Origin of the sequence: Xanthomonas codiaei (genome assembly GCF_002939785.1) — a bacterium.
Taxonomy (GTDB): Bacteria; Pseudomonadota; Gammaproteobacteria; order Xanthomonadales; family Xanthomonadaceae; genus Xanthomonas; species Xanthomonas codiaei.
The window spans coordinates 1-22,556 of sequence record NZ_MDEC01000032.1 but is presented as its reverse complement, the minus strand read 5'-3'; the positions used below and the strand labels follow the sequence as shown (position 1 = coordinate 22,556).

The 22,556-nt window shown below is 66.1% G+C and carries 9 protein-coding genes and 1 pseudogene; 4 read left to right on the top strand and 6 right to left on the bottom strand.

All coding sequences use genetic code 11. The features are described 5' to 3' along the window. Nucleotides 1-238 precede the first annotated feature (238 nt). Nucleotides 239-1,561 carry a PQQ-dependent sugar dehydrogenase gene (locus XcodCFBP4690_RS18475; protein WP_104543251.1) on the bottom strand — a complete coding sequence of 441 codons (1,323 nt, stop codon included), beginning with the start codon at nt 1,559-1,561 and terminating at the stop codon, nt 239-241. After that, entirely contained in the window at nt 1,558-1,974 is a 417-nt protein-coding gene (locus XcodCFBP4690_RS18470; protein WP_104543313.1) for a hypothetical protein, read from the bottom strand. The genes XcodCFBP4690_RS18475 and XcodCFBP4690_RS18470 overlap by 4 nt, the downstream gene beginning before the upstream one ends. A gap of 271 nt (nt 1,975-2,245) precedes the next feature. On the opposite strand from XcodCFBP4690_RS18470, the gene XcodCFBP4690_RS18465 reads away from it, so the two are divergent. Together XcodCFBP4690_RS18465 and XcodCFBP4690_RS18460 are read left to right on the top strand one after the other, a co-directional pair. Further along, entirely contained in the window at nt 2,246-2,878 is a 633-nt protein-coding gene (locus XcodCFBP4690_RS18465) for a carboxymuconolactone decarboxylase family protein (protein WP_104543249.1), read from the top strand. Nucleotides 2,879-3,876: 998 nt separating this feature from the next. Further along, nucleotides 3,877-6,636 (top strand): S8 family peptidase, encoded by a 2,760-nt coding sequence (locus XcodCFBP4690_RS18460; RefSeq protein ID WP_104543247.1) that lies wholly within the window; start codon nt 3,877-3,879, stop codon nt 6,634-6,636. Nucleotides 6,637-6,815: 179 nt separating this feature from the next. Here the strand turns inward: XcodCFBP4690_RS18460 and XcodCFBP4690_RS18455 are convergent, their stop codons facing one another. Then, entirely contained in the window at nt 6,816-17,015 is a 10,200-nt protein-coding gene (locus tag XcodCFBP4690_RS18455) for an autotransporter-associated beta strand repeat-containing protein (protein ID WP_104543246.1), read from the bottom strand. A 695-nt stretch (nt 17,016-17,710) separates the two neighbouring features. On the opposite strand from XcodCFBP4690_RS18455, the pseudogene XcodCFBP4690_RS18450 reads away from it, so the two are divergent. After that, a pseudogene (locus tag XcodCFBP4690_RS18450) lies at nt 17,711-19,521 on the top strand (EAL domain-containing protein). A gap of 93 nt (nt 19,522-19,614) precedes the next feature. Here the strand turns inward: XcodCFBP4690_RS18450 and XcodCFBP4690_RS18445 are convergent. The 3 genes from XcodCFBP4690_RS18445 to XcodCFBP4690_RS18440 form a co-directional block, all read right to left on the bottom strand. After that, the gene (locus XcodCFBP4690_RS18445; RefSeq protein WP_104543242.1) at nt 19,615-20,535 is read right to left on the bottom strand and encodes a M14 family metallopeptidase; all 921 of its coding nucleotides are present in this window, start codon (nt 20,533-20,535) and stop codon (nt 19,615-19,617) included. Between the two features lie 166 nt (nt 20,536-20,701). Next, nucleotides 20,702-21,058: a hypothetical protein gene (locus XcodCFBP4690_RS22545; RefSeq protein WP_146091962.1), complete on the bottom strand. Its 357-nt coding sequence runs from the start codon at nt 21,056-21,058 to the stop codon at nt 20,702-20,704. Nucleotides 21,059-21,273: 215 nt separating this feature from the next. Continuing rightward, nucleotides 21,274-21,531 (bottom strand): KGG domain-containing protein, encoded by a 258-nt coding sequence (locus XcodCFBP4690_RS18440; RefSeq protein WP_064630009.1) that lies wholly within the window; start codon nt 21,529-21,531, stop codon nt 21,274-21,276. A gap of 747 nt (nt 21,532-22,278) precedes the next feature. Between XcodCFBP4690_RS18440 and XcodCFBP4690_RS18435 the strand changes: the two genes are divergently transcribed. Next, on the top strand, nt 22,279-22,556 hold a 278-nt coding region (locus XcodCFBP4690_RS18435), incomplete at its 3' end, for a leucine zipper domain-containing protein (protein ID WP_146091960.1).

Genomic DNA, 22,556 nt, shown 5'->3' with positions numbered 1-22,556 from the left:
AGCAGGCTGCATCCTTCAACAGTGCGGGGTGTTTGATGCCGCTGTCAGCGGCCTGGCAGGCGCGCAGTGCTGGTAACTGTGCGATCTCGATGCCGCGGTACGACACCTGTTACGCACCTGGCGCGCCTGCAGGAGCGCTTCAGTCGCGCAGACAGGATCAAGCCGCGGCAAGCTCGCGCCGTGGAGCTGTCACGGCGCGAACGCAGTGACAGCCTGGGTCGCGATCGCTCGCACCGCCTCAGCGCATCGCTTGCGGCGGCGATGCCGGCGCGGCGTCGGGAGTCACACGCCAGACGATGTTGGCCAGGTCATCGGCCACGATCAGTGCGCCGCGCGGATCGACCGTGACGCCAACCGGGCGACCGCGCGTCTTGCCATCCTCGCCGTGGAAGCCGTACACGAAGTCGATGGGGTCGCCTGCGGGCCGGCCGTCGCGGAACGGCACGAACACCACCTTGTAGCCGACGGGCGGGCTGCGGTTCCAGCTGCCGTGCTCGCCGACGAAGACGCCGTCTGCGAATTTCGCGCCCATCACCGGCGCGGAGAACGCCACGCCCAGTGCTGCCACATGCGAGCCCAAGGCGTAGTCCGGTTCGATGGCCGAGGCCACCTTTTGCGGGTCCTGCGGCATGACCCGCGTATCCACATGCTTGCCCCAGTAGCTGTAGGGCCAGCCGTAGAAGCCGCCTTCGCGAACCGAGGTCAGATAGTCGGGCACCAGGTTCGGGCCGATCTCGTCGCGTTCGTTGACTACCGCCCACAGCGCGCCGCTGCCGGGCTGGATGGCCAGCGCGGTCGGATTGCGCAGGCCGGTGGCATAGGGCTTGTGCGCACCGGTGGCCGCATCGACCTGCCAGACCTGTGCACGATCGATTTCCACATCCATGCCGCGTTCGGTGATGTTGCTGTTGGAGCCGATCGCCACATACAGATAGCGACCGTCTGCACTGGCGGTAAGCGCCTTGGTCCAGTGGTGATTGATGGCCGACGGCAGGTCGGTCAGCTTGCTCGGCGCGCCGCTGGCCTTGGTCTGGCCGTCGGTGTAATCGAAGCGCACCAGCGCATCCTGGTTGGCGACGTAGAGCGCATTGCCGATCAGCGCGAGTCCGTACGGTGCGTTGAGCTTGTCGGCGAAGACGGTCTTCAGTTCATAGGTGCCGTCACCGTCGGCGTCACGCAGCAAGGTCAGGCGATTGCCGCTCTTGACCTGGGTGGTGCCCTTGGCCTTGATCGGGCCGGCAATGATGTCCTTGGGCTTGAGCTTGGGCGCCGAACCGCCGCGGCCTTCGGCCACCAGGATGTCGCCGTTCGGCAGCACCAGCGTCTGTCGCGGAATGGCCAGATCGCGCGCGATGGCGGTGATGCGATACCCGGACGGCACGGTTGGGATGCTGTTACCCCACGCAGTGGGCTCGGCGATCGTCATGTCCGGCAGCACGCCGCGATCGGGTGCCGGCAGGTTGGGCGTCGCGCCATGCTGGTTCAACTCGGGCGCCTGACCGCAGCCAGCCAGCGCGGCAGCGAGGATTGAGACCGCAAGCACTCGGGATTGGCGGTTCATCGTGCACCTCCCAGGCGCAGACCGGACAGCCCCGACCAGGCGGCCACCATCGCGAACAGCGTCGCAATGCCCGACATCACCAGCGCTGCCGGCATGATGGCCCATGCGTCGCGTGCGTGATGCAGGGCATCGAACAAGCCCACCACCCAGGTGGCGACCAGCGCGAGCAGATAGACCAGATTGCGGCTACCGCGAGCCAGCCCGATGACCGCGGCCAGCAGCGCAACGGTGGTCATCACCATCGCACCGACCAGCAACCACGACGCGAAGTTGCTCCACTGGATCTGGTAAGAGCTCCAGTAGGCGTAATCGCAGAGTAGCGTGCCAAGGAACAGGGGCCACACACCACCGAGGATGGCGGCGTGGAACGGATGGATGGCCCGCAAGCGGGTCGGGACAGCGGTTGCGTGCATGGCGGACTCGTATGGCATGGCAAAACGTAGATCCGATGCTGCCAGCTTGCGTGTGATGAGCAGGACGATACGTGCATGTGGCGCTGCCGGCTCCGGCGCGCGCCGGTGTCGCTGCCAACGCTTGGAATCGCGCGCATCGACCCCTAGATCCATATGTGCACCCATGCTGCACATGGCGTGATGCCCGCTTGCGCGGCGCAGGCGTCGGTGTGGCAGTGCTCTGCGTCGTTGCCCCTCCCCCGCGGCAGCATGTTCCCCGGAGTCAATCGTGATGCCTATTTCCGAAAGCCTGTCGCCCAGGCAGCAAGCCCTCGCCCCCATCGCTGCATTCGCGGCCACCGGCGATATCGAACGGTTGAAGCCGGTGCTCGACGCCGGCCTCGACGCAGGCCTGACCATCAGCCACTGCAAGGAAGTACTGGTGCAGGTCTACGCTTATGCCGGCTTTCCGCGCAGCCTCAATGCGCTGGCGGCCTTGATGCAGGTCATCCAGGCACGACGGCAGCGTGGCGTTGTCGACCCGGATGGCGACTCGCCGGGCCCGGTGCCCACCGGCCAGGCATTGCTCGCAGTGGGAACCGCCAATCAAACCCAGCTGGCAGGCGCACCGGTGACCGGCCCGCTGTTCGAGTTTGCGCCAGCCATCGACCAGTATCTGAAGACGCATCTGTTCGGCGACATCTTTGCACGCGACAACCTGGACTGGGTGAGCCGCGAGCTGGCGACCGTGAGCATGCTTGCTGCGCTGGAAGGTGTGGAAGCGCAGCTGCAGTCGCATCTGAAGATCAGCATCAACATCGGCGTGACCACGGCGCAGCTCAATGCGCTGGCACAGGTACTGGACAAGCGGGTCGGCGCTGCGGCGGGCACGCGTGCCAAGGCGGCACTGGCCAGGACCCAGTAGGCCCACGCCGGTCCAAACGCACGGCAGGATCAAGCCAGCGTGCCCCGGGCCGGCAGATCTGGCCCACAGCTGTCGCCGGCCGCCGGCGCGCTGGGGGTCAAGCAGACCTTGGCAACCCTTCCGGGTGATGACCACGACGCGCAGCGATGCACAAACCAGGCTAGGCGGTGTGCGCACCGGATGTCCCTGTGCATTCCCCACGCGATGGATGGCTGGATATCCGAAACCGGATCGACTGACGCCAACTTCTTGGCGTTTTATTCAATTCGCCGGTCACTTTTATTGGGCAGGTCCAGGGCATGCCCAATAATTAATTATTTAAATCACCTTTATATGCCGTCATTGTTGATTTAACCCCGGCCGGAGCGTCGAATTCCGCACACGCATCGGATGCGGACTCGTATGCGCCAGAAAGAGCCTGCACTTATACGCACAAAATCGTCGGGCCCGGGGCGACAAAGAGCAGATTAAAGACCGCTCGGCCATACCGACGTACGCTGGAGTCCGTTAGAAACGCTGACTCGCGCTAGAATCCGCTACAGCTGGTAGGTGATTCACCCATAACCTTGATGCAATTCCCTGATTACCACGGATTCGCTTCACATTTAGGATCACCGCCCTTCAAAAAATGTGATGGATTATTGTCGCGCCCGGTCTAACTTTTCTCCACACATCCCTCGTTTAAGCGCAAACTAATTCGTTTTAGCTATGGAATAAATCGCAACTGTCTATTGCCCGAAATTTTGTCTGAATAGCAACTGTCCATTCAGACTTTAGAGTCGTTGGCTAGCGCCGTTAAACAAGTCGCAAGCACACGAAACTCTCAGCCAGATGCCTTATTTGCCGCGCGTGCGGGTCCGAGGGGACGGACCGGCGAATGGCTAAAGCGATCACTGTGCCAAACACCGTCTGCAACCTTGGCCAGCGGCGCAAGACTCTCTGCGCCATTGTCAGATCCAGCAGTGCGGCGCGCCTTCAATCAACGGAATCGACCAACCATGAATCGTTCGCTGCTCGCCACGACCATCGCATCCTGTCTTGTCCTGACCGCTTGTGGCGGTGGTGGTGGTGGCGGCAACGTCCGTAGCGACCCGCCGCAGAGCACGGTGATCGCGCCGGCCCCTACCCCGAGCACGCCTACCACGCCTACCACGCCGGGAACCACCTCCGACCCGCTGCCCAAGACCGCGCCCGCCCCGACGCCTGCCCCCCCTCGTTACCAGGGCGTGGACAGCAACCTGCTGGTGCCGATCAATGCCGATCTGGCGCAACAGGCCGGCGCACGCGGCCAGGGCGTCAAGCTCGCGGTGCTGGACGACAACCTGGTGCAGAGCTATGCGCCGCTTGCGGGCAAGGTCGATGGATTCACCGACTACACCGCTAGCCCGGGCACGCCGGAATCTTCTTCCAATGCGCTGCGCGGCCACGGCACCATCGTCTCGGCGCTGGTGCTGGGTTCGGCGCAGGACGGATTTGCCGGTGGCGTGGCGCCGGATGCGGACCTGTTCTATGCACGCATCTGCGCGGAGAATTCCTGCGGTACCCAGCAGGCCCGTAACGCGGCAGTGGGTCTGGCGGCCGCCGGTGTGCGGATCGCCAACCTGTCGCTGGGCGCGTCGTATGCCGATGCCGCCAGCAGTGCGAATGCTGCCGCCGCCTGGCGTTTTGCGCTGACGCCGCTGGTGCAGGCCGGCGCCCTGATCGTCGCCGCCACCGGCAACGAAGGCGCCGCCGAGGCGGCGTATCCGGCGGCCACGCCGGTGCAGGAAGCTGGCGTTCGCAACAACTGGCTGGCCGTGGGCGCGATCGCTGTCGACAGCGCCGGCAACCCGGCCGGTCTGACCAGTTATTCCAACCATTGCGGCGCCGCCGCGCAGTGGTGCCTGGTGGCACCGGGCAGCTTCACCGCGCCGGCGCTGGCCGGCACCGAATTGCAGGGCCAGGTTGCCGGCACCTCGTTCTCCACGGCAGCCGTCAGCGGCGTCGCAGCGCAGGTGCTGGGCGTGTATCCGTGGATGAGCGCGTCCAACCTGCAGCAGACCCTGCTGACCACCGCCACCGATCTGGGCGCGCCAGGTGTGGATACGCTGTACGGTTGGGGCCTGGTCAACGCCGCCAAGGCGATCAAGGGTCCGGGGCAGTTCGCCACCAACTGGTCGGCCAATGTGGGTGCAGGCTACGCCAGCACCTTCAGCAACGACATTTCCGGCACCGGCAGCCTGACCAAGAATGGTGCCGGACGGCTCACCCTGAGCGGCAGTAACAGCTACAGCGGCGGCACCACCATTCTCGATGGCGTGCTCGCGCTGTCCGGCAGCCTGCGTTCGGACCTGCTGGTGGCCAACTCGGCCACCTTCGAATCGCGCGGCGGCGTGATCAACGGCGGCTACAGCCTGGTCAACAACACCGGCACCACCGCCATCGAACTGGGCAAGGGCCTGACCGTCACCGGCCAGGCCAGCCTCAAGGGCAATCTGCTGCTATTGCCCGAAGCCGCCGGTTACAGCGTCGGCAGCACCGAAACCATTCTCCGCGCCGGCACCCTGCAGGGCAGCTTCGACCACGTGCAATATGCCAACAATTTCTTCTGGACCGCGGCGCTTGCCTATGCGCCGACCACGGTCACCGCGACGCTGACCCGCAACGCCTCGGCCAGCAACGCGCAGGCCGCCGGCGCACCGCAGGCAGTGGTTGCCGGCGCCGCCCAGGCCGATACGCTGGTCAAGGTGTTGGATACGCGCGTGGCCTCCGGCGATACCGCCAATCTGGGCGGCCTGATCAGCGCCACCGGTTCGCTGTTGGCGGCGTCCAACGCACAGGTGGCCGCGTCGCTGCCCACCCTGACCGGGCAGGTGCATGGCGTGGAGCGCACGCTGGGCTTCCAGTCCGCCCTCAACGATGCGCGGGTTGCCGCCGATCGGCTGCCCTACCTGGCCGACACCACCACCCTGACTACCTGGGTGCAGGGCAGCTACCTGGATGGCGACCTGAGCCGCAGCGGCTTCGCTGCGGCCGACTATACCCAGCAAGCCACCAGCTTCGGCGTGGACCTGCCGTTGGGTGGCGCCGGTACCATCGTCGGTGCGGCGGTGACGTCGGGCCAGGACCGCGCGCAGATCGATGCCTCGGCCAGCCGTCTGCGTTCGGACCGTTATGCGATGACTGCGTATCTGTACCAGCCCATCGGCCAGGCCTATCTGTCGGGCATTGGCTCGTACGGCATGAGCACGGTGGAAACCGAGCGCAGCGTGCAGGCCGGCACCGTCGGCGAGCGTCTGCAGGATCGCCGCCACGACAGCAATTGGTCGCTGCGCGCGGAGGTCGGACTGATGCCGCAGGCAGGGGTGTCGCCGTTCGTTGCCGCGGGTGTGGTCAGCCAGACCCAGGACGCGTTCAGCGAGACCTCGGTGACCGGCCTGGGCCTGAGCGCCGGCAGCGACAGCCTGCGGGCCGGCTATGCCGAGGCGGGCGTGCGCGGTCAGCTGACGCGCGGCAAGTGGGGGCTGGATGGGTTGCTCGCTTACCGCTCGCTGCTGGGCAATCCGAATGCCGACTTCACCGCGTGGTTCACCGGTCTGCCGGAAGCGCGCTTCACTGTCTCCGGCGCTCCGGTCACCAAGCAGGCGGCACGTGCGTCGGTCGGCGTGCGTTACCAAGTCAACGAGGCGTTTTCCGTCTACGGCAACGTGGGTGCAGAACACGCAAGCTCCAGTGCCGACAGCATCAATGCCAATGTCGGCCTGCGCTGGCAGTTCTGATCGCCTGCGTGAGCGTGTCCACGCGCCCGACGCTCTGGCGCGTTCGAAGACAGGTACCACAGATACGCCCCGGCATGCCGGGGCGTATCTGTGGTTGCATGGCCGCCCATGGAGTTCTGGCGCTTGCAGTCGGTGCGGTGCGATCAGTTCATCTGGATCGGCTCATCGGACGCTGGCGATCAGAAGCTCCAGCCCCAGGTCACCTGCCCGCCATAGGCGGTCTGGCCATCGCCTTCGAGCCCTTGCAGCGACAACGACATGCGGCTGTTCGGGGAGGTGATCAGGCTCACTCCCACTTCACCGATCACCGCGTTCTTGGCCAGCGTGACGCTCTGCACCGCAAACTGCGCATTGGTGCCGAGGAAGCCGGCAGTGCGCTGCACGGCGCGATCGACGAACGCATGCCGCCAGCCCAGCGAGGCATGCAGCGCCGCCTGCTGACCGAGCGCCCAGCGCCCACGCACGCCCAGCGTGCTGGTGATGAACTCGTCGGTGGCACCCTCCACCGCCAGCCCGGCAATCCCGCCGCGCTCGCTGAAGCCATCGGTCTTCAGGCGGGTGTAGTCGGCGGCCAGGAACGGGGTGTAGACCGCATCGCCGCTACGCAGTTGCCAGGACGCTTCCAGCGATGCGGTGATCGCGTTGGCGTCGTAGTCGCTGTTGAGGCGTTCTTCGAGCACATCGGGCAGCAGCACACGGCGCGAGCCGTCCACCCGGTAGTCGGCGTAGTCCAGCGCTCCCTGCAGCGAGAATGCCGACCACGCCGCCTGTGCGTACACGCCGGCATGCGTGCCCTTGATGTCGGCGCGATCGCCCCACTCGCGCGACCAGCTGTCGATGTCCTGACTCCCCACGGCAACGCCGACCACGCTGCGCTCGCCGACGCGACGTTCTGCACCGGCCATGACGCCGTTGTCTTCGCGGCGCACCGCGTACGTGTCGGCATCGCCATCGACGCGGTTGGGCAGGCTGCGTCCGGTGATCCAGACCGTAGTCTCGCCGATCCGGGTGTCCTGGCTGTCGCCACGCAGGTGGCTACCGATGCCGCTGGTGAGGAAACGGCTGTCCAGCATCGCGGTGGCGGTACTGGCATGGCTTTCTCCCGACAGCGACGCGAAGGCGGTGGCCAACGCAGTGGGGTCGTCCGGCAGCCGCACGATCGACTGATACACCGGGCTGGTCACCGGCAGGCCATCCACGGCAGATGCCGCGGCCTGCTGGTTGGGGGTGGTGACCGTGTCGATCATCCCCACGGTGTTACGACCCAGGAAGATCGACAGCCCGGTGGCGCTGCTGTTGAAGTTCGGGTCGACGAAGGCGTAATCGGCCACGACGTTGCTGAATTGCCCGCTCACGCCACCGGCTGCATTGATCACCGGGATTTCGGTGAACAGTGGCCACTCGGCGGCACGCACCATCTGCAAGGTGCTGCCTGGTGCCACGGTGGCTGCACCGCCCACTGTCACCGGCGTCACGGCTCCATTGGCTCCTGGCGCGACCTGCACGGTGGACCCGCTGCCGATCGTGGCATTGCCGCTGACACTGACGCTGCCATTGGCGCCGCCGATGAGCAAATTGCCGCCGGACAGCACGAGGCTGCCGATGGTGCCGTTGCCGGTGAGCGTACCGCCCGGCCCCACGGTGACCGGCCCGCCAAGCGCGGCGCCTGGATTGGCGAGGTTGCCCACGCTCAAGGTGCCGGCGTTGACAGCTGTCGCACCGGCGAAGCCGCCGCTGTCCGCCGTGATCAGGAGCGTGCCGGTGCCCTCCTTGACCAGGCTCCCAGTGCCCGACAGGACTCCTGCGTAGGAACCGTTCGTGTTCTGCAGGAATACCAGCGCACTGGTGTCGACGATGTTGCCTTGCAAGCTGTCGGTATCGCCAATCAAGGTACCTGCGCTGACGGTGGTGCCCCCCAGGTAGGTGTTGGTGCCATCCAGGGTCAGCGCACCGGTGCCGGTCTTGATCAACGAGCCGCTGCCGGTGATGTTGCCGGCGAAGGTGCCGTCCACGGCCTGATCGAACACCAGCACCGCATTATCGAGGATGTTGCCCTGCAGGCTGCTGGTGTTGCCCTGCAGGGTGCCGCTGGCAACGGTGGTACCGCCGCTGTAGGCATTGCTGCCGGCCAGCGTGAGGACACCGGCGCCCTGTTTCACCACGCTGCCGACGCCGCTGATGGCGCCGGCAAACGTGCCGTCGCCGGCCTGATCGAACACCAGCACCGCATTGTCGAGGATATTGCCCTGCAGGCTGGTGGTATCGCCGATCAGAGTCCCTGCACTGACCAGGGTGCCGCCGGTATAGCTGTTGGCGCCGGTCAGCTGCAGTGCGCCGCTACCGGTCTTTTCCAGTGAGCCGGTGCCGCTGACCACGCCGGCATACACGCCGCCGCTGCCCTGGTTGAACACCAGCGCCGCAGTGTTGGCGATGTCGCCCTGCAGGCTGCTGGTGTCGCCGATCAGGCTGCCGGCGACGATCGTGGTCCCGCCGGTGTAGCCGTTGGCGCCGTTGAGCAGCAATGCGCCCGCGCCATCCTTGATCAGGCTGCCGGTGCCGGTGATCGAGCCGGTAAACACGCCATCGCCAGCCTGGTCGAACACCAGCGTGGCGTTGTCGACGATCGCTCCCTGCAGGCTCGCACTATTGCCGACCAAGGTGCCTGCATCGAGCGTCGTACCACCGCTGTAGGTATTGCTGCCGGCCAGCGTCAGCGTCCCGGTGCCGGTCTTGATCAGCGCGCCGCTGCCGGCGATAGTGCCGGCCAGGCTAAGGTCGGCCGGTGTAGCGACAGTCAGCGCAGCGCCCAGGTTGATCGCGTTGCCCAGCGCGGCGGCAATCGCATTGCTGAGCACCGAATCGCCAGTCACCGACAGCGCGCCGCTTCCCAGCGCCGTGTTGCTGCCGACCAGTAGCGTGCCGGCGTTCAACACGCTGCCGCCGGTGTAGCTGTTGTTGCCGGCAAGGGTGAGCGTGCTGCTGCCGTTCTTGATCAACCCACCCGCCCCGCTGATCGTGCCGGACAGCCCCAGGTCGTTGCTGCCGGGCAGCGTCACCGCACCGTCGAGCACCACCGCGTTGCCCACGGTCAGCGCCTGGTTGCTGTCGATGCTGGTGCCGCCGGCGGCGGTCAGCACGCCGCTGCCCAGGGCCTGCGCATCGCCCAGCACCAGCGTGCCGCCGCCCAGCGACGTGCCGCCGGCATAGCTGTTGGCGGCATCGAGCACCAGGGTGCCGGTGTCGAGTTTCTGCAGTGCGCCAGCGCCGCCGATGGCAACGTCGATGGTGCCGGTGACGCCGGGATCGACGCGGATGATGGTGGTGGCGGCATTGGCGCTCAGTGCACCGGCGCCGGCATCGTTCAGCACATAGCCATCGGTGAGGAACTGCATGCCGGTGATGCCCTGGGTGCCCTGCACACCCACGGTGCCGGCGCTGCCGCCGAAGACGGCAAAACTGTTCTGCCAGGCATCGTTGGTCAGGCCGTCGATCGCGGTCCAGTTGGTGGCAGTGCCGGTCCAGGTCCCGCTGCCGCCGTCGATGGCGCCGTTGGCGACGGTCTGCGCGCCATCCCAGAACTGCACGTTGCTGCCGGGCGAGAGCACCACTACGTTGACCTGTTGGGCAAGCGCCGTCTGCAAGCTCAGCTGGGTGGGATCCACGCTGCCGGGCAGCGTGCCGATGTTCATGCCGTTGTCGGTCAGCGCACCGGTGTAGTCGATCAAACGGTAGACGCCACTGCCGAAGCCGCCGATGTCGGTGATGTTGAGCGTACCGTCCAGCGTGAGGTTGCCGTTGACCGCCAGCACGCCGGTCTGGCTGGGGATTCCGAGGAAGGCGTCGAGCGTGGCATTGGGAGCCATGCTCAGGCTGCCGGTGGTCAGCAGTGCGCCGCTGCTCACCACCAGGCGGCCGCCATCGTTGACGGTGACTGCGGCATCGACCACACCGCTGCCGCTCAATGTGCCGCCACTGCCCACGCTGACGCCGCCAGCGCTGGCCAGGGTGCCATCCACGTCCAGCGTGCCGCCGATGACCTGGGTGGTGCCACCCAGCGCGCTGCTGCCGGTGAGCTGCAAGGTGCCGGTACCGGCCTTGTCCAGATTGCCGGCACCGCTGAAGCTGCCGGCAAAGATCCGGTCGCTGTTGTCGCCTCCCAGTTGCAAGCTGCTGCCGCCGGCAATGGCGACATCGCCCAGCCCGCTCACCGCGCTCAGGTTGGTGCTGCTGCCCAGCGCCAGTTGCGCACCAGCCGCCACATCCACCGTGCTGGCGCCCCCCAGGGTGCCGCCGGCGGAGGTGGCAAGCACGCCGGCCTGCACGCTTACCGGACCACTGAAGCTGTTGGCGGCGGACAGGGTCAGGGCTCCGAGCCCGGTCTTGGTGAGTGCGCCGGTACCGCTGAGCGTGCCGGTCAGCGCCAGATCGGCGGCGCTGGCGATGGTCAGATCGGCACCGAGATCGACGTTATTGCCCAGCGCCAGCGCAATTGCATTGCTCAAGGTGGAATTGCCCAGCACCGACAGGCTGCCCGTCCCCAGCGCCGTGTTGCTGCCCACCGCCAGGGTACCGGCATTCAACACGCTGCCGCCGGTGTAGCTGTTGTTGCCGGCAAGGGTGAGCGTGCTGGTGCCGTTCTTGATCAACCCACCCGCCCCACTGACCGCCCCGGACAGCCCCAGATCGTTGCTGCCGGGCAGCGTCACCGCACCGTCGAGCACTACCGCGTTGCCCACGGTCAGCGCCTGGTTGCTGTCGATGCCGGTGCCGCCGGCGGCGGTCAGCACGCCGCTGCCCAGGGCCTGCGCATCGCCCAGCACCAGCGTGCCGCCGCCCAGCGACGTGCCGCCGGCATAGCTGTTGGCGGCATCGAGCACCAGGGTGCCGGTGTCGAGTTTCTGCACGCCGCCGATTCCGGAGATGGCGACATCGATCGTCGCGGTGGCACCGGGGTCCACGCGAATGGCGGTGAGCGGCGCGGTGACGTTGAGCGCACCGGCGCCGGCGTCGGTCAACTGATAGCCATCGCTCACGAACTGCAGGCCACCCAGCTCCTGCGTGCCCTGCACGCCCACAGTGCCTGCCGTACCGGAGAACACCGCAAAGTCGCCCTGCCAGGTGCTGTTGGCCGAGCCATCCTGGCCGGTCCAGTTGGTGGCGGCACCCCACACGCCCGAGCCACCGTCCACCGTGCCGTTGGCAACGGTCTGCGCGCCGTCCCAGAACTGCACGATGCTGCCCGGCGCCGTCACCACCAGGTTGATCTGCTGGCCAATGGCGGTCTGCAAGGCCAGCTGGCTGATGTCGACGCTGCCCGGTATCGCGCCGAACAGCATGCCGTTGTTGGTCAGCGCACCGGTGTAATCGATCAACCGATACACACCGGTGCCGAAGCCGCCGATGTCGGTGACATTGAGCGTGCCATCCAGGGTGAGATTGCCGTTGACCGCCAACAGGCGCGTGGCGCTCGGCGCGGCCAGCGCGACATCCACGATCGCTCCCTGTGCCAGCGTCAGGCTGCCCACGCTGAGCGATGCGCCGCTGGTCAATGCCAACCGGCCGCCGTTGCCGATGGTGGTGTCGCTGGAGACGCTGCCGTTGGTGCCGGAACCGGTCAGCGTGCCGCCAAGCGCAACGTTCACCGCACTGGTGCCAAGGCTGCCGACCACATCCAGGGTGCCACCGCTGACCTGCGTCGCGCCGCCAATCGCGCTGTTGCCGAGCAGACGCACGATGCCCGTGCCGATCTTGTCCAGGTTGCCGCCACCGCCGAGGCTGCCGGCAAAGTCGCCGCTGCCCAACTGCAGGGTCGCACCGGCATCGGTATCCACGCTGCCCGCACCGGCCAGCGCGTTGATCAGGCCACCGTTGGTCAGGTTCAGGGACGCGCCAGCGGCAACGTCGACCAGGCTGGCATTGCCCAGCGAGGCCGCGGTGCTGGCTACCACCGTTCCGCCCTGGATCGCCAGCGGGCCGGTGTAGGTATTACTGCCACTCAGCGTCAAGGTGCCGAGACCGGTCTTGGTCAATGCGCCGGCACCGCCAATGGTGCCGCTGGCCAGCATGTCGGCCGCGTTGTCGATGGTCAGCGCGGCGCCCAGGTCGATGTCGTTGCCCAGAGCCACGGCGATCGCATTGCTCAGCACCGAATCGCCGGTGACCGACAGGCTGCCGGTGCCGAGCGCAGCATCGGCGCCGACCGCGAGCGTGCCTGCCGCGAGCGTGGTGCCGCCGCTGTAGCTGTTGCCCGCCGTGAGCGCCAGTGTGGCTGCGCCGTTCTTGATCAGGCTGCCAGTGCCGGTAATGACGCCATTCACCGCCAGATCGTTGCTGCCGACCAGGCTGAGCTGGCTGTTCAACTGCACGGCATTCCCGATGCTCAGCGCCGTGTTGGCATCCAGTTCCGCCGCACCGGCGACCGTCAGATCACCGATGCCCAACGCATTGCCGTTGCCCAGCACCAGGCGACCGGCGTCGAGGGTGAGGCCGCCGCTGAAGGTATTGGCGTTGCCCAGGGTCAGGGTGGCGAGGCCCTGCTTCTGCAGGCTGCCGGTGCCGCTGATCACGCCGTCCAGTGCGATGTCCTGCGTCCCTGGCAGCGTCAGCGCACCATTCAACGCCAGCGCGTTCGCCAACGTCACCGCGCTGCTGGCATCCAGCGACGTACCGCCAGCGGCGGTGAGCGTACCTGTCCCCAGCGCCGTGTTACTGCCAACCACCAGGGCGCCGGCCTGCAACTGCAAGCCGCCCGACCAGGTATTGGCGCCGCTGAGCGTGAGTGTTTGCGTGCCGTTCTTGATCAGGCTTCCGGCACCGTCGATGACACCGGCCAGGCCCAGGTCCTGCCCATCGATGCCCAGCGTGCCGTTCACCGTGATGGCGTTCTGCAAGGCGACCGCGGTGCTTGCGTTGAGCGTGGTGCCATCGGCGGCGGTCAGCGCGCCCGTCCCCAGCGCAGCATTGCTGCCGACCACCAGCGAACCGGCATCCAGCAGCGTTCCGCCGGTGTAGAGATTGTTGCCGATCAGCGTCAATGCACCGGTGCCCTGTTTGACCAGACTGCCCGTCCCACTCACGGTGCCGGTCAACCCGAGGCTGTTGTTGCCGGTCAGCGACAGCGCGCCATTCAACGCGACATCGTTCGCCAGGGTGATGGCGCTGGTCGCCTGCAACTGCGTGCCGTTGGCGGCGGTCAACACGCCGCTGCCCAGGCCCGTGCTGCTGCCGACCAGCAGGGCGCCTGCATTGAGATCCACGCCGCCAGCGAAGGTATTGGCACCGCCCAGGCTCAACGCCGCGTTGCCGTCCTTGACCAGCCCCCCCGCCCCGCTGACCACGCCATTGAGCGCGAGCGCCTGACTGCCGCCGATCACAAGGTCCGCATCCAGCACGACGTCATTGGCGAGCGTGCGCGCCGCCGTGCCATCGAGCAGGCCGCCGGCAACGGTCAGGACGCCGCTGCCCAGCGCCGTATCGCTACCCAGCAACAGGCTGCCTGCGGTCAGCCGTGTGCCTCCGGCATAGGTGTTGTTCCCTGCCAGGGTCAGGCTGGCGGGGCCGAGCTTGTCCAGGCCGCCGGCGCCGCCGATGGTGCCGGTGAGCGTGAGCGCATTGCTGCCGCCGATGTTGACCAGCCCGGTCAAGGCAATGGCATTGGCAAGCGTGCTGACCGCGAGGGTATCCAGCGTGGTGCCGGCAGCGGCAGTGAGCGCACCGATGCCAAGCGCAGTATTGCTGCCCAAGCTGAGCCGGCCCGCACTCAGCGTGGTGCCGCCGCTATAGGTATTGTTGCCGGTCAGGGCCAGATCCCCGCTCCCGGATTTGACCAGGCTGCCGGCGCCACCGATGCCGCCGCCAAGCGTCAGTGCCTGCGCGCCATCGAGCGTGAGTGCCCCGGCATTCAACGCGATCGCATTGTTCAACGTGGTTGGCGCGCTGCCTTGCAGGGCGGCATTGCCGGTGACCGTCAGGGTGCCGCTGCCGAGCGCGTCGCCGTTCGCTACCTGCAAGGTGCCGGCGTTGAGCGTGGTACCGCCGCTATAGGTATTCAGGCCACTGACGGTGAGCGTGCCGGCACCGAGCTTGTTCAATGCGCCCACGCCGCTGATGGTGCCGGCCAGGTTCAACGCGGTCCCATTGCTGGCCAGGCCCAGCGTGCCTGTCAGCGACATCGCATTGGTCACTGTCGTCGCGGTGCTCGCATCGAGCGTGCCGCCGCTGGCAGTGAGCGTGCCGGTGCCCAGCGCCGCATTGGCGCCGACCACCAGCCGCCCATTGCTCAGGGTGGTGCCGCTGGTATAGCCATTGCTGTTGGTCAGGGTGAGATCGCCGGCGCCGCTCTTGATCAGGCTGCCAGCGCCATTGATCACGCCGCCCAGGGTGAGTGCCTGCGTGCCGGTCCAGCTCAACGGCCCGGCGAGATTGACGGCATTGCCCAGCGTCAGCGGGGCGCTGGTGCTCAGGTTGGACGCACCGGTGACATTCAATGCGCCGCTGCCGAGCGCAGCGGTGTTATCGAGCTGCAGCGTGCCTGCTGCCAGCGTCGTGCCGCCGGTGTAGGTGTTGGCGCCACTGAGCGCAAGCGTGCCGGTGCCCGTCTTGGCGAGTCCACCGCTACCTGACAGCACACCGGTCAGTGTCAGCGCATTGCCGCTGGCGCCCAGGCCCAGCGTGCTGTTCAACGCGAATGCATTGCCCAGCGTCAACGGCGCGGCGGTATCCAGCAGGCCGCCTGCCGCAGTGACTGTCCCGCTGCCGAGCGCACTGGCAGTCTCCAGCACCGTGGTCCCCGCGCTCAGCGTGGTTCCCCCCACATAGCTGTTGGCGCCGCCCAGGGTGAGCGTGCCTGTACCGGTCTTGTTCAAGGCGCCGGTTCCGCTGACGACGCCACCAAGGCGCAGGTTGTTCGCGCCGCCGATGCCCAATGCGGTATTCAACACCACTGCATTCGGCAGATCGAGTGCGGCACCGGCCAGCAAGCTGCCACCGGATGCGGTGATGGCGCCCGCTCCCAACGCGTTGTTGTTGCCGACCGTCAGGGAGCCGGCAGCCAGAGTCACGCCGCCGGTGAAGGTGTTGGTGCCGGTCAGGCTTAGCCCACCGGTGCCGGTCTTGATCAACGCTCCGCTGCCGCTCAACGGACTGCCGATGGTCAGCGTGTTGGCGCCTTGCACGGTCAGGCCACCTGCGGCTAACGCGATGCCACCGGTCGGCGACAGCGTCAGGCCGGTAGCGGTGGCTTCCAGCGTGCCGCCGTTGGCGGTAATGGCGGTGCCCAGCTGCGCAGGCGTGGCAAATCGCAGCACGCCGCCGTTGAGCGCGCTGCTGCCAAAGTTGCTTGCACCGCCCAGTGTCCAGGTCCCGCTGTTGACGCGCAGGCCGTTGAAGTTGATGTACTGGTCCGTACTCAGCGTACCGGTGCCAGCATTGCCGCTGCCTGTTCCGCTCACCGCGTTCTGCGCGACCAGCGTGTTGCTTCCCCCGGCGCCACCATCGACCACGCCGGTTCGCGCAAAGCTCAGCAGGCCGCCGGGACCGAGCAGTTCCAGGCCGAGCCCACCGGCGGCACTGACGCTGCTGCCGGTCACCGCCGTGAAGGTATTGGCGCTGTTGACGCCCATCGCCACGCTGCCGTTGATGGTGCCGGCATTGATGAAGGTATTGCCGGCGGCGGACGACTGAAACCCGACGCGTCCTTCGATGGTGCCGGTGTTGACGGCGTTGACGGTACCGCCGCCGCTGACTGCGATCACCGGGGTGTCGGCACCCAGGATCGACAGGTTGAGCAGCGGTCTGCTGCTGATCAAGCCGGCATTGTTGATCTGGACCGAGCCATTGCTGGCCGAGGTGATCCCCAGCGCCATGCCGTCGAGATTGAGCAGGTTGGCGCCGAGCAGCCCGCCGGTGCCGTAGATGCTGCCGCCCGCAAGATTGTTGGCAATCACCGATGTCGAGCTTGCGTTGCCCATGGTGACGCCGGTGGACAGCACCGACAACAGGCCGAGTACGGAGGGGTCGATGGAGCCACTGTTGTTGAGCGTGGCATTGGTGCCGCCGAGTGCGATCGCGGTGCCACCCAACAAGCCGGCGGTCATTTGCGTGCCGGCCACCACGTTGACGGTCAGATTGTTTGCGTTGCTGGAGAAGGCGTTGCTGGTGATCGCCAGACCGCTGCATGTGACGGTTGCGCCCGCGGCGGGAATCGCGGGCGTGCAGGCTGCCCAGACCAGCGAGGGGCTGGCCGCCCCTGCAGCCAATATCACCAGGCCCGGCAACATGCGCCGCCCGGCGCCAGGCTTGCGTCGACGACGTACCAGTTCATGGGTCACCACCCAGTTGCCGATGGCTGCGTTCCAGACAAGCGCAAATGCACGATTCATCCTGATTCCCCTGATAGCCGCCCACGCGCACGCGCCGATGGATGCGCCTGCTTAATGTCGGCAGTGGATTGAGATTCGATTTTTATCAAGCAAAACACCGGCCATTCCCGCCTCATGGAAGGCGAAAGGGTGATTAATACCAATCGCAAATTCAGTGGTGGAGATTAGTAGTCGAACCCATACTATTGAAACCGTGCCGAATATCACTAACCATGCACTCATCGGGTGAAACAAAACCAATGTGTCGAATAGTTCGCTTGCGCCCGCTTCCGTGCATTCAGGGCAGCGAGTCCGACCAAAGCAATAGTAGAGAATGCTTATTTATCGAATATCTTTGCGATATTTCAGAACATGAGACACCTGTCCAACTGCGCTCGGTAGCGACTGGCAGCCTGATGCAGGCGGTTCACAGCGATAGCGAGGCGAACCATTGCAATATATTGAAAAGCACGCCATTCCGATCTGCAGTCGAGCCATTCGGCGACCGATTTTCACACATGCCTGCTTGTTGGATAAGACCAATTCCAAACGGCAAGCCAGGCCGGAAAGGATTCGCGTGTAAGGCGATATGTCAGGACGTATTTTCGTCGAGCCCGGTTGCTCACATCCGGATGCCGGCTTGCGTTTATCCTGTTCACGGCCATGCTGGGATTCACCGATCCACGACCGGCGTTGTTCCAGAAGGTGTGCGGTGTGTGACTTTCGACACGGAGTCTGACCAATGACGCTTGGCACGGGGGACAAATCGCAGGAACGCCATTCCGACTGGTCGGGGGTTCCAATCGACCTGGGCGGCATGGAGCCGCTCGAACAGATCGCACGTCTGCTGTGTCACGCACTGGTCGCCCCGGCGGCGGCACTCACCATCACCGAGGGCGGCCGCATGCGTGTGCTCGCGGCGCGCGGCATCGATCCAGGCCATGTCGAACAGGCGATCGCGCTGTGCCCATCGCCACTGGGTTCGATCAACGGTGTCGCAGAACTGATCGAGTGCGATGCACTGGAGCCGATCCAACTCGGCGACGCGGCCTTCCCCGGCTTGCCCGCGCGGTTTATCGCCTGTGTTGCGGTCGGCGCGCCGCAGACCGGCATCTTCGGCACCTTGTGCGTCATCGATTCGCGCGAGCGCCGTCTGGCCAGCCAGGAGCATCAGCAGCTGCGCATGTTCGCCAATGTGGCCGCTGCGCAGCTCGAACTGCAGTTCGGTGCGGGCCGTCGCGAGCCGCATAGCGGGCTGTTCAATGCGCGCCAGCTGCAGTCGGATCTGGATGCACTCGCCCTGGGCAGCCACTGCCTGCCCACCATCGCCGCCTTCATCGAGGTCTACGACACGCAGGCGGCCAACGAGGCGCGCCAGGCGCTGGGGATGCAACCGCTGGAGGAATTGATCCGGCATGCCAGCTACGTACTGACGCGCGCCTTGCGCGGCAAGGCGACGGTCTACCATGTGGCACCGATGCGCTTTGCGTTCTTCCTGCTCAACTCTGCGCCCGACGAGATGGAAGACCTGCTGCTGGATCTACGCGACATGCTGCAAAAGCCGGTGGACGCGGCCGGGGTGCCGATGTCGCTGACCTTTCATGCCGGTGTGGTGCGTTTTGCACCGCAGCAGCCCGATACCAACGATGCGATGCGCAAGGGCCTGGTATCGCTAGGCGACGCGATCAACAACCACGCCGTGGTGTGCTGGTACAGCGCATCGCAGGACGATGCCATCCAGCGCTCGTACCGCCTGGCGCTGGATGCGGAAAAAGCACTGGATGCCGGCGATTTCCGTCTGGTCTTCCAGCCACGCATCAATCTGGAAGACCTGTCGGTGACCGGATTCGAAGCATTGTTGCGCTGGCACCACGCCAGCCTTGGGCCGATTGGCCCGGACGAGTTCATTCCCCTGTTCGAAAAGACCGCACTGATGTGCACCGTCACCAACTGGGTGATCGAACATGCCCTGCTGCAGCTGGCGCAGTGGCGGGCGCAAGGGCTGGATTTCTCCGTCTCGATCAACCTGTCCTCGCGCGATTTCGGCAACACCAATCTGGCTGCGGACGTGATCAACCGCTGCAACGAACTGGCGATCCCGACCGCGCGAATCGAACTGGAAATCACCGAAGGCCGCTGGCTGCGCAGCAACGTCGAGGCGATTCCGCGCCTGCGTGCATTGCGCGAGGCCGGCGTGAGCGTGGCCATCGACGACTTCGGAACCGGCTACAGCAATTTCGGGTACCTCACCGAATTGCCGATCAACGTTCTCAAGCTGGACCGCTCGCTGGTCACCGGTATCGCCACCAAAGCCGGCATGCAGATGCGCGCAGAAGCGGTGGTGCGGCTGGCCAGTGCGCTGGGCTACCGCACCGTGGCCGAAGGCATCGAGCATGCCGACGAAATCGCCCTGCTGCGCAGCTGGGGCTGCGACGAGGCGCAGGGATATCTGCTGTCCCGGCCGATGGAAGCGCACCTGGTGGCTGGGTATGTGCAGCAGGCCGCAGAACGGCAACGCCTTCCCTGAAACGACGGAACCGGCATGCAGATCGCGCCGGCTCGACCAGCAGTCAGCCTCCCCACCGTGGTGGAAGTCCTTGCACACGCAGGGCATGCGTCCTCAGGGAGCCGACAGCGCGTACTCCAGCGCAGCGCAGATCGCCGCCACCTGCGCCGCATTGCAGTGCGCAGGCGTGGCGCGCGGGCTGTCCGGGTACACCTCGGTGGTGGTGCGATAGCGCGCATCGGTCACGCCGGCGCACAGACCCAGCCGCCGCACCGGATAGTTGATGACGCCATGACCCACCACCGGCGAGCCGATGATCTGCCCCTGCGCATCAGCCGGCGCGATATGCGTGACCCCGGCCACCGCGGCGATCACCGCCTGTTGAAAGGCGGGCTGCGGGTCTTCGCTGTCGCCGACCAGGTAGAACCCATCCGGAATGCTGCCCGGCACGAACGCCACGCCATCGCGTGCCGCCAGCGCAGGGCGGAACTCGCTCTCGTCGCTGTCGGTGGTCTCATGCAGGTCGATATGCACCAGCATCCTGCCGGCGGTGTCGGCGACCAGCTGCATCAGCGCTGCCGACTCGGCGGCCGGGCTGTCGTCGCGGAACGCGCGGTTGGGATCGATCGCCTCGGCATTCCAGCGTTGGATCCGCTCGTAGCCCCAGGGATTGATGCAGGGAGCGACCAGCAGGTTCAACTTGCCCGCATAGTCGGCACCGCGTTGCTGCAGGAATTGCAGAGCGCCCTGCACGCCACTGGTTTCGTAGCCGTGCACGCCGCCGGTCACCAGCGCGCATGGCAGCGCGCTGTCCCATGTGGCGCTGCGCAATGCCAGCAGAGGGTACTGCGTGGATCCCGCCGCAATCGTTCCGTACTGCACGCCCGTATAGCCATCGTCCAGTACCTCGATGGCCCGTACCACCTCGGCTGCGTAACTGCGCTGTACCCGCTGCCTGGCGCGCCACGCGCCGCGCTCTTCATCGCCCCACGCCTGGCCTGGGGTACCGATCGGATAGCCGAGCTGTGTCTTCATTGCCAAGGTTGCGCCATTGGAAAGCGCCCAAGGGTACGCGCTGGGCATGCAGAAAGAAAAATCCAGGCTGCGTGGCGGCTCAGGACGCGGCCACTACGAGCACAGAGGTCTCGCTGACGGTGGCGGGCGAGACTGCATATGTGGATGTGCGGCGCGGCAGGGGAACTCACGACGCACAGCTTCCACTTCGCGCCGCTGCCTTGCCGCGATCTCGGCCGCCATCGGTCCACAGGTCTCCCGCGTCTGAAGGCAGGCGGACGGCTCGCCCCTGTTCCACTGCGATGCCTGCAAATTTTGCCTGCAGCGCACCGCCTTCAACGGCAACACGGAAAATTTTCCTGCAATCGATGGTGAAAAGGAAAAGACACTGCAAAAATTTCCGCACCGTTCGTGATGCGTTGTGCAGCAGGCGTTTGCCCGGGTCGATGTTCCGCAGACCGGTCTGATGCACCCGATCTGGTACGCCATCATGCAATCGATTGCCTGCCGGGGCGCGCCAGACACCTGCCTGCTGCCCCGTCAAACAGCAGGCCCTGCGCCATACCGGCACAGGACCTGCGCCCCTAAAAGCGGCGAATGGAGCGTAGCGCGCATTCGCCAGATGCCTGCGAATGGCGTGCTCGGAACCGGAGCGAAAGTGGTACCTGCCGATTCCGGGCACCGACCGCGCCAGCCTGGCGGGTGCACAGGCGTTTTGTCAGCCGCTCCTGGCAGCATGCCTTGCATGCTGCCACTCGGTCATGCGGATTCTTCCTGCGGCTTGGCCTGCTTGGAGCGACCGCCCTTGCTGCCGATGCGCGACATGTGATCGCGGTCGCGACTTACTGCCTGGCCGCCCTTGCGGCCTGCCTCGCGTGCTTCGTCGCTGGTGAATTCATGCGCATTGCCGCTGGCGTGCGCAGCCTTGCCACCGCTGCTGGCCAGTACGCGACGCTTTTCCGGGTCCAATGCGGCAAAACCGCGCCGGCTACGAGTACTGTTCTGTGCGTCTTCCATTGTGCCTCCTCTCGATGCATCGGGTACGTCATTGGGTAATGTTCATACCGCAACAATCGTGCCAACCCGCAAAAGCAGGCTATACGGTGGCAAACGGGCACATGCAGGAAAAAACCGCTGCGCTCGCTGCGCAAATCTTGCACACCTTCATAGCCAATCCGGCTGCGCCGCGCCGTGCGATGGGTAGCGCTACCACATGGATGCGCTCATCGGCCGTATTCCGCAATCCGCTCTTCGGCACCGGTGGTACACGGGCTCCTGTAGTCCGCCGGAGTGTGTCCCGGACCAGGCGGCAATGCGTCGCGATGACGCGCCATGGCGCATTCGGCGTTCAACCGGGATCGCCGACAGTGCGGGATGTCGATAACCACCACCTGCCATCGGGACGATCAACGGCACACGCGTGGATTCCTCACCCCAGGCGCCGGCCCGCCATGCAGCCACGGCGCTGGCCGGCCTGACCGGGTGAGGTCGGCGCACTCACCTGGTAAGCGATCGATCGGCCTGCAGGTGCGCAGGCGCAGGCGACCGGCAAGGCCGTTCCAGCCCCCCGCGCGAGCGGATGGGAGTGCGAACGGCGCATGCCGGGCAGGCTGCAAGACGTCAGCGATCGAACCACCGCGCTGCTGTCCTGCTGCGCGGCCGATGTCGCGTCACCCCTAGCTGTGATCTCTCAGTAGGTTGTTCATCCGGGGCCGATCTGGAAGATGGGGGTTACCACACCAACCCAGCCCCCAGGAGCCCCGGATGAACCTGCATCAACATGCCCGTTTGACGCCGCGAGGTCGAGCCTTGCTCGTGCAGCGCATCGTGGAGCACGGCTTGCGAGTGGAAGAGGCCGCGCACGCCAGTGGCGTGAGCGTGCGGACCGCCTACAAATGGCTGGCCCGCTACCGCCTGCTGCGAGAGGATGGCCTGCAGGACCGTTCTTCGCGCCCTCACTGTCCGCATGCCACGCCGCCGGAACTGGTCGAGCAGATCCTGCAGCAACGCCGACAACGCGCCACCTATTGGCAGATCGCCAC

Bases quoted from the DNA above. Each gene is read 5' to 3' on its own strand.
- XcodCFBP4690_RS18460 (WP_104543247.1), top strand. From the start codon at position 3,877: ATGAATCGTTCGCTGCTCGCCACGACCATCGCATCCTGTCTTGTCCTG.
- XcodCFBP4690_RS18445 (WP_104543242.1), bottom strand. From the start codon at position 20,535: ATGAAGACACAGCTCGGCTATCCGATCGGTACCCCAGGCCAGGCGTGG.
- XcodCFBP4690_RS18455 (WP_104543246.1), bottom strand. From the start codon at position 17,015: ATGAATCGTGCATTTGCGCTTGTCTGGAACGCAGCCATCGGCAACTGG.
- XcodCFBP4690_RS18470 (WP_104543313.1), bottom strand. From the start codon at position 1,974: ATGCACGCAACCGCTGTCCCGACCCGCTTGCGGGCCATCCATCCGTTC.
- XcodCFBP4690_RS18475 (WP_104543251.1), bottom strand. From the start codon at position 1,561: ATGAACCGCCAATCCCGAGTGCTTGCGGTCTCAATCCTCGCTGCCGCG.
- XcodCFBP4690_RS18465 (WP_104543249.1), top strand. From the start codon at position 2,246: ATGCCTATTTCCGAAAGCCTGTCGCCCAGGCAGCAAGCCCTCGCCCCC.
- XcodCFBP4690_RS18440 (WP_064630009.1), bottom strand. From the start codon at position 21,531: ATGGAAGACGCACAGAACAGTACTCGTAGCCGGCGCGGTTTTGCCGCA.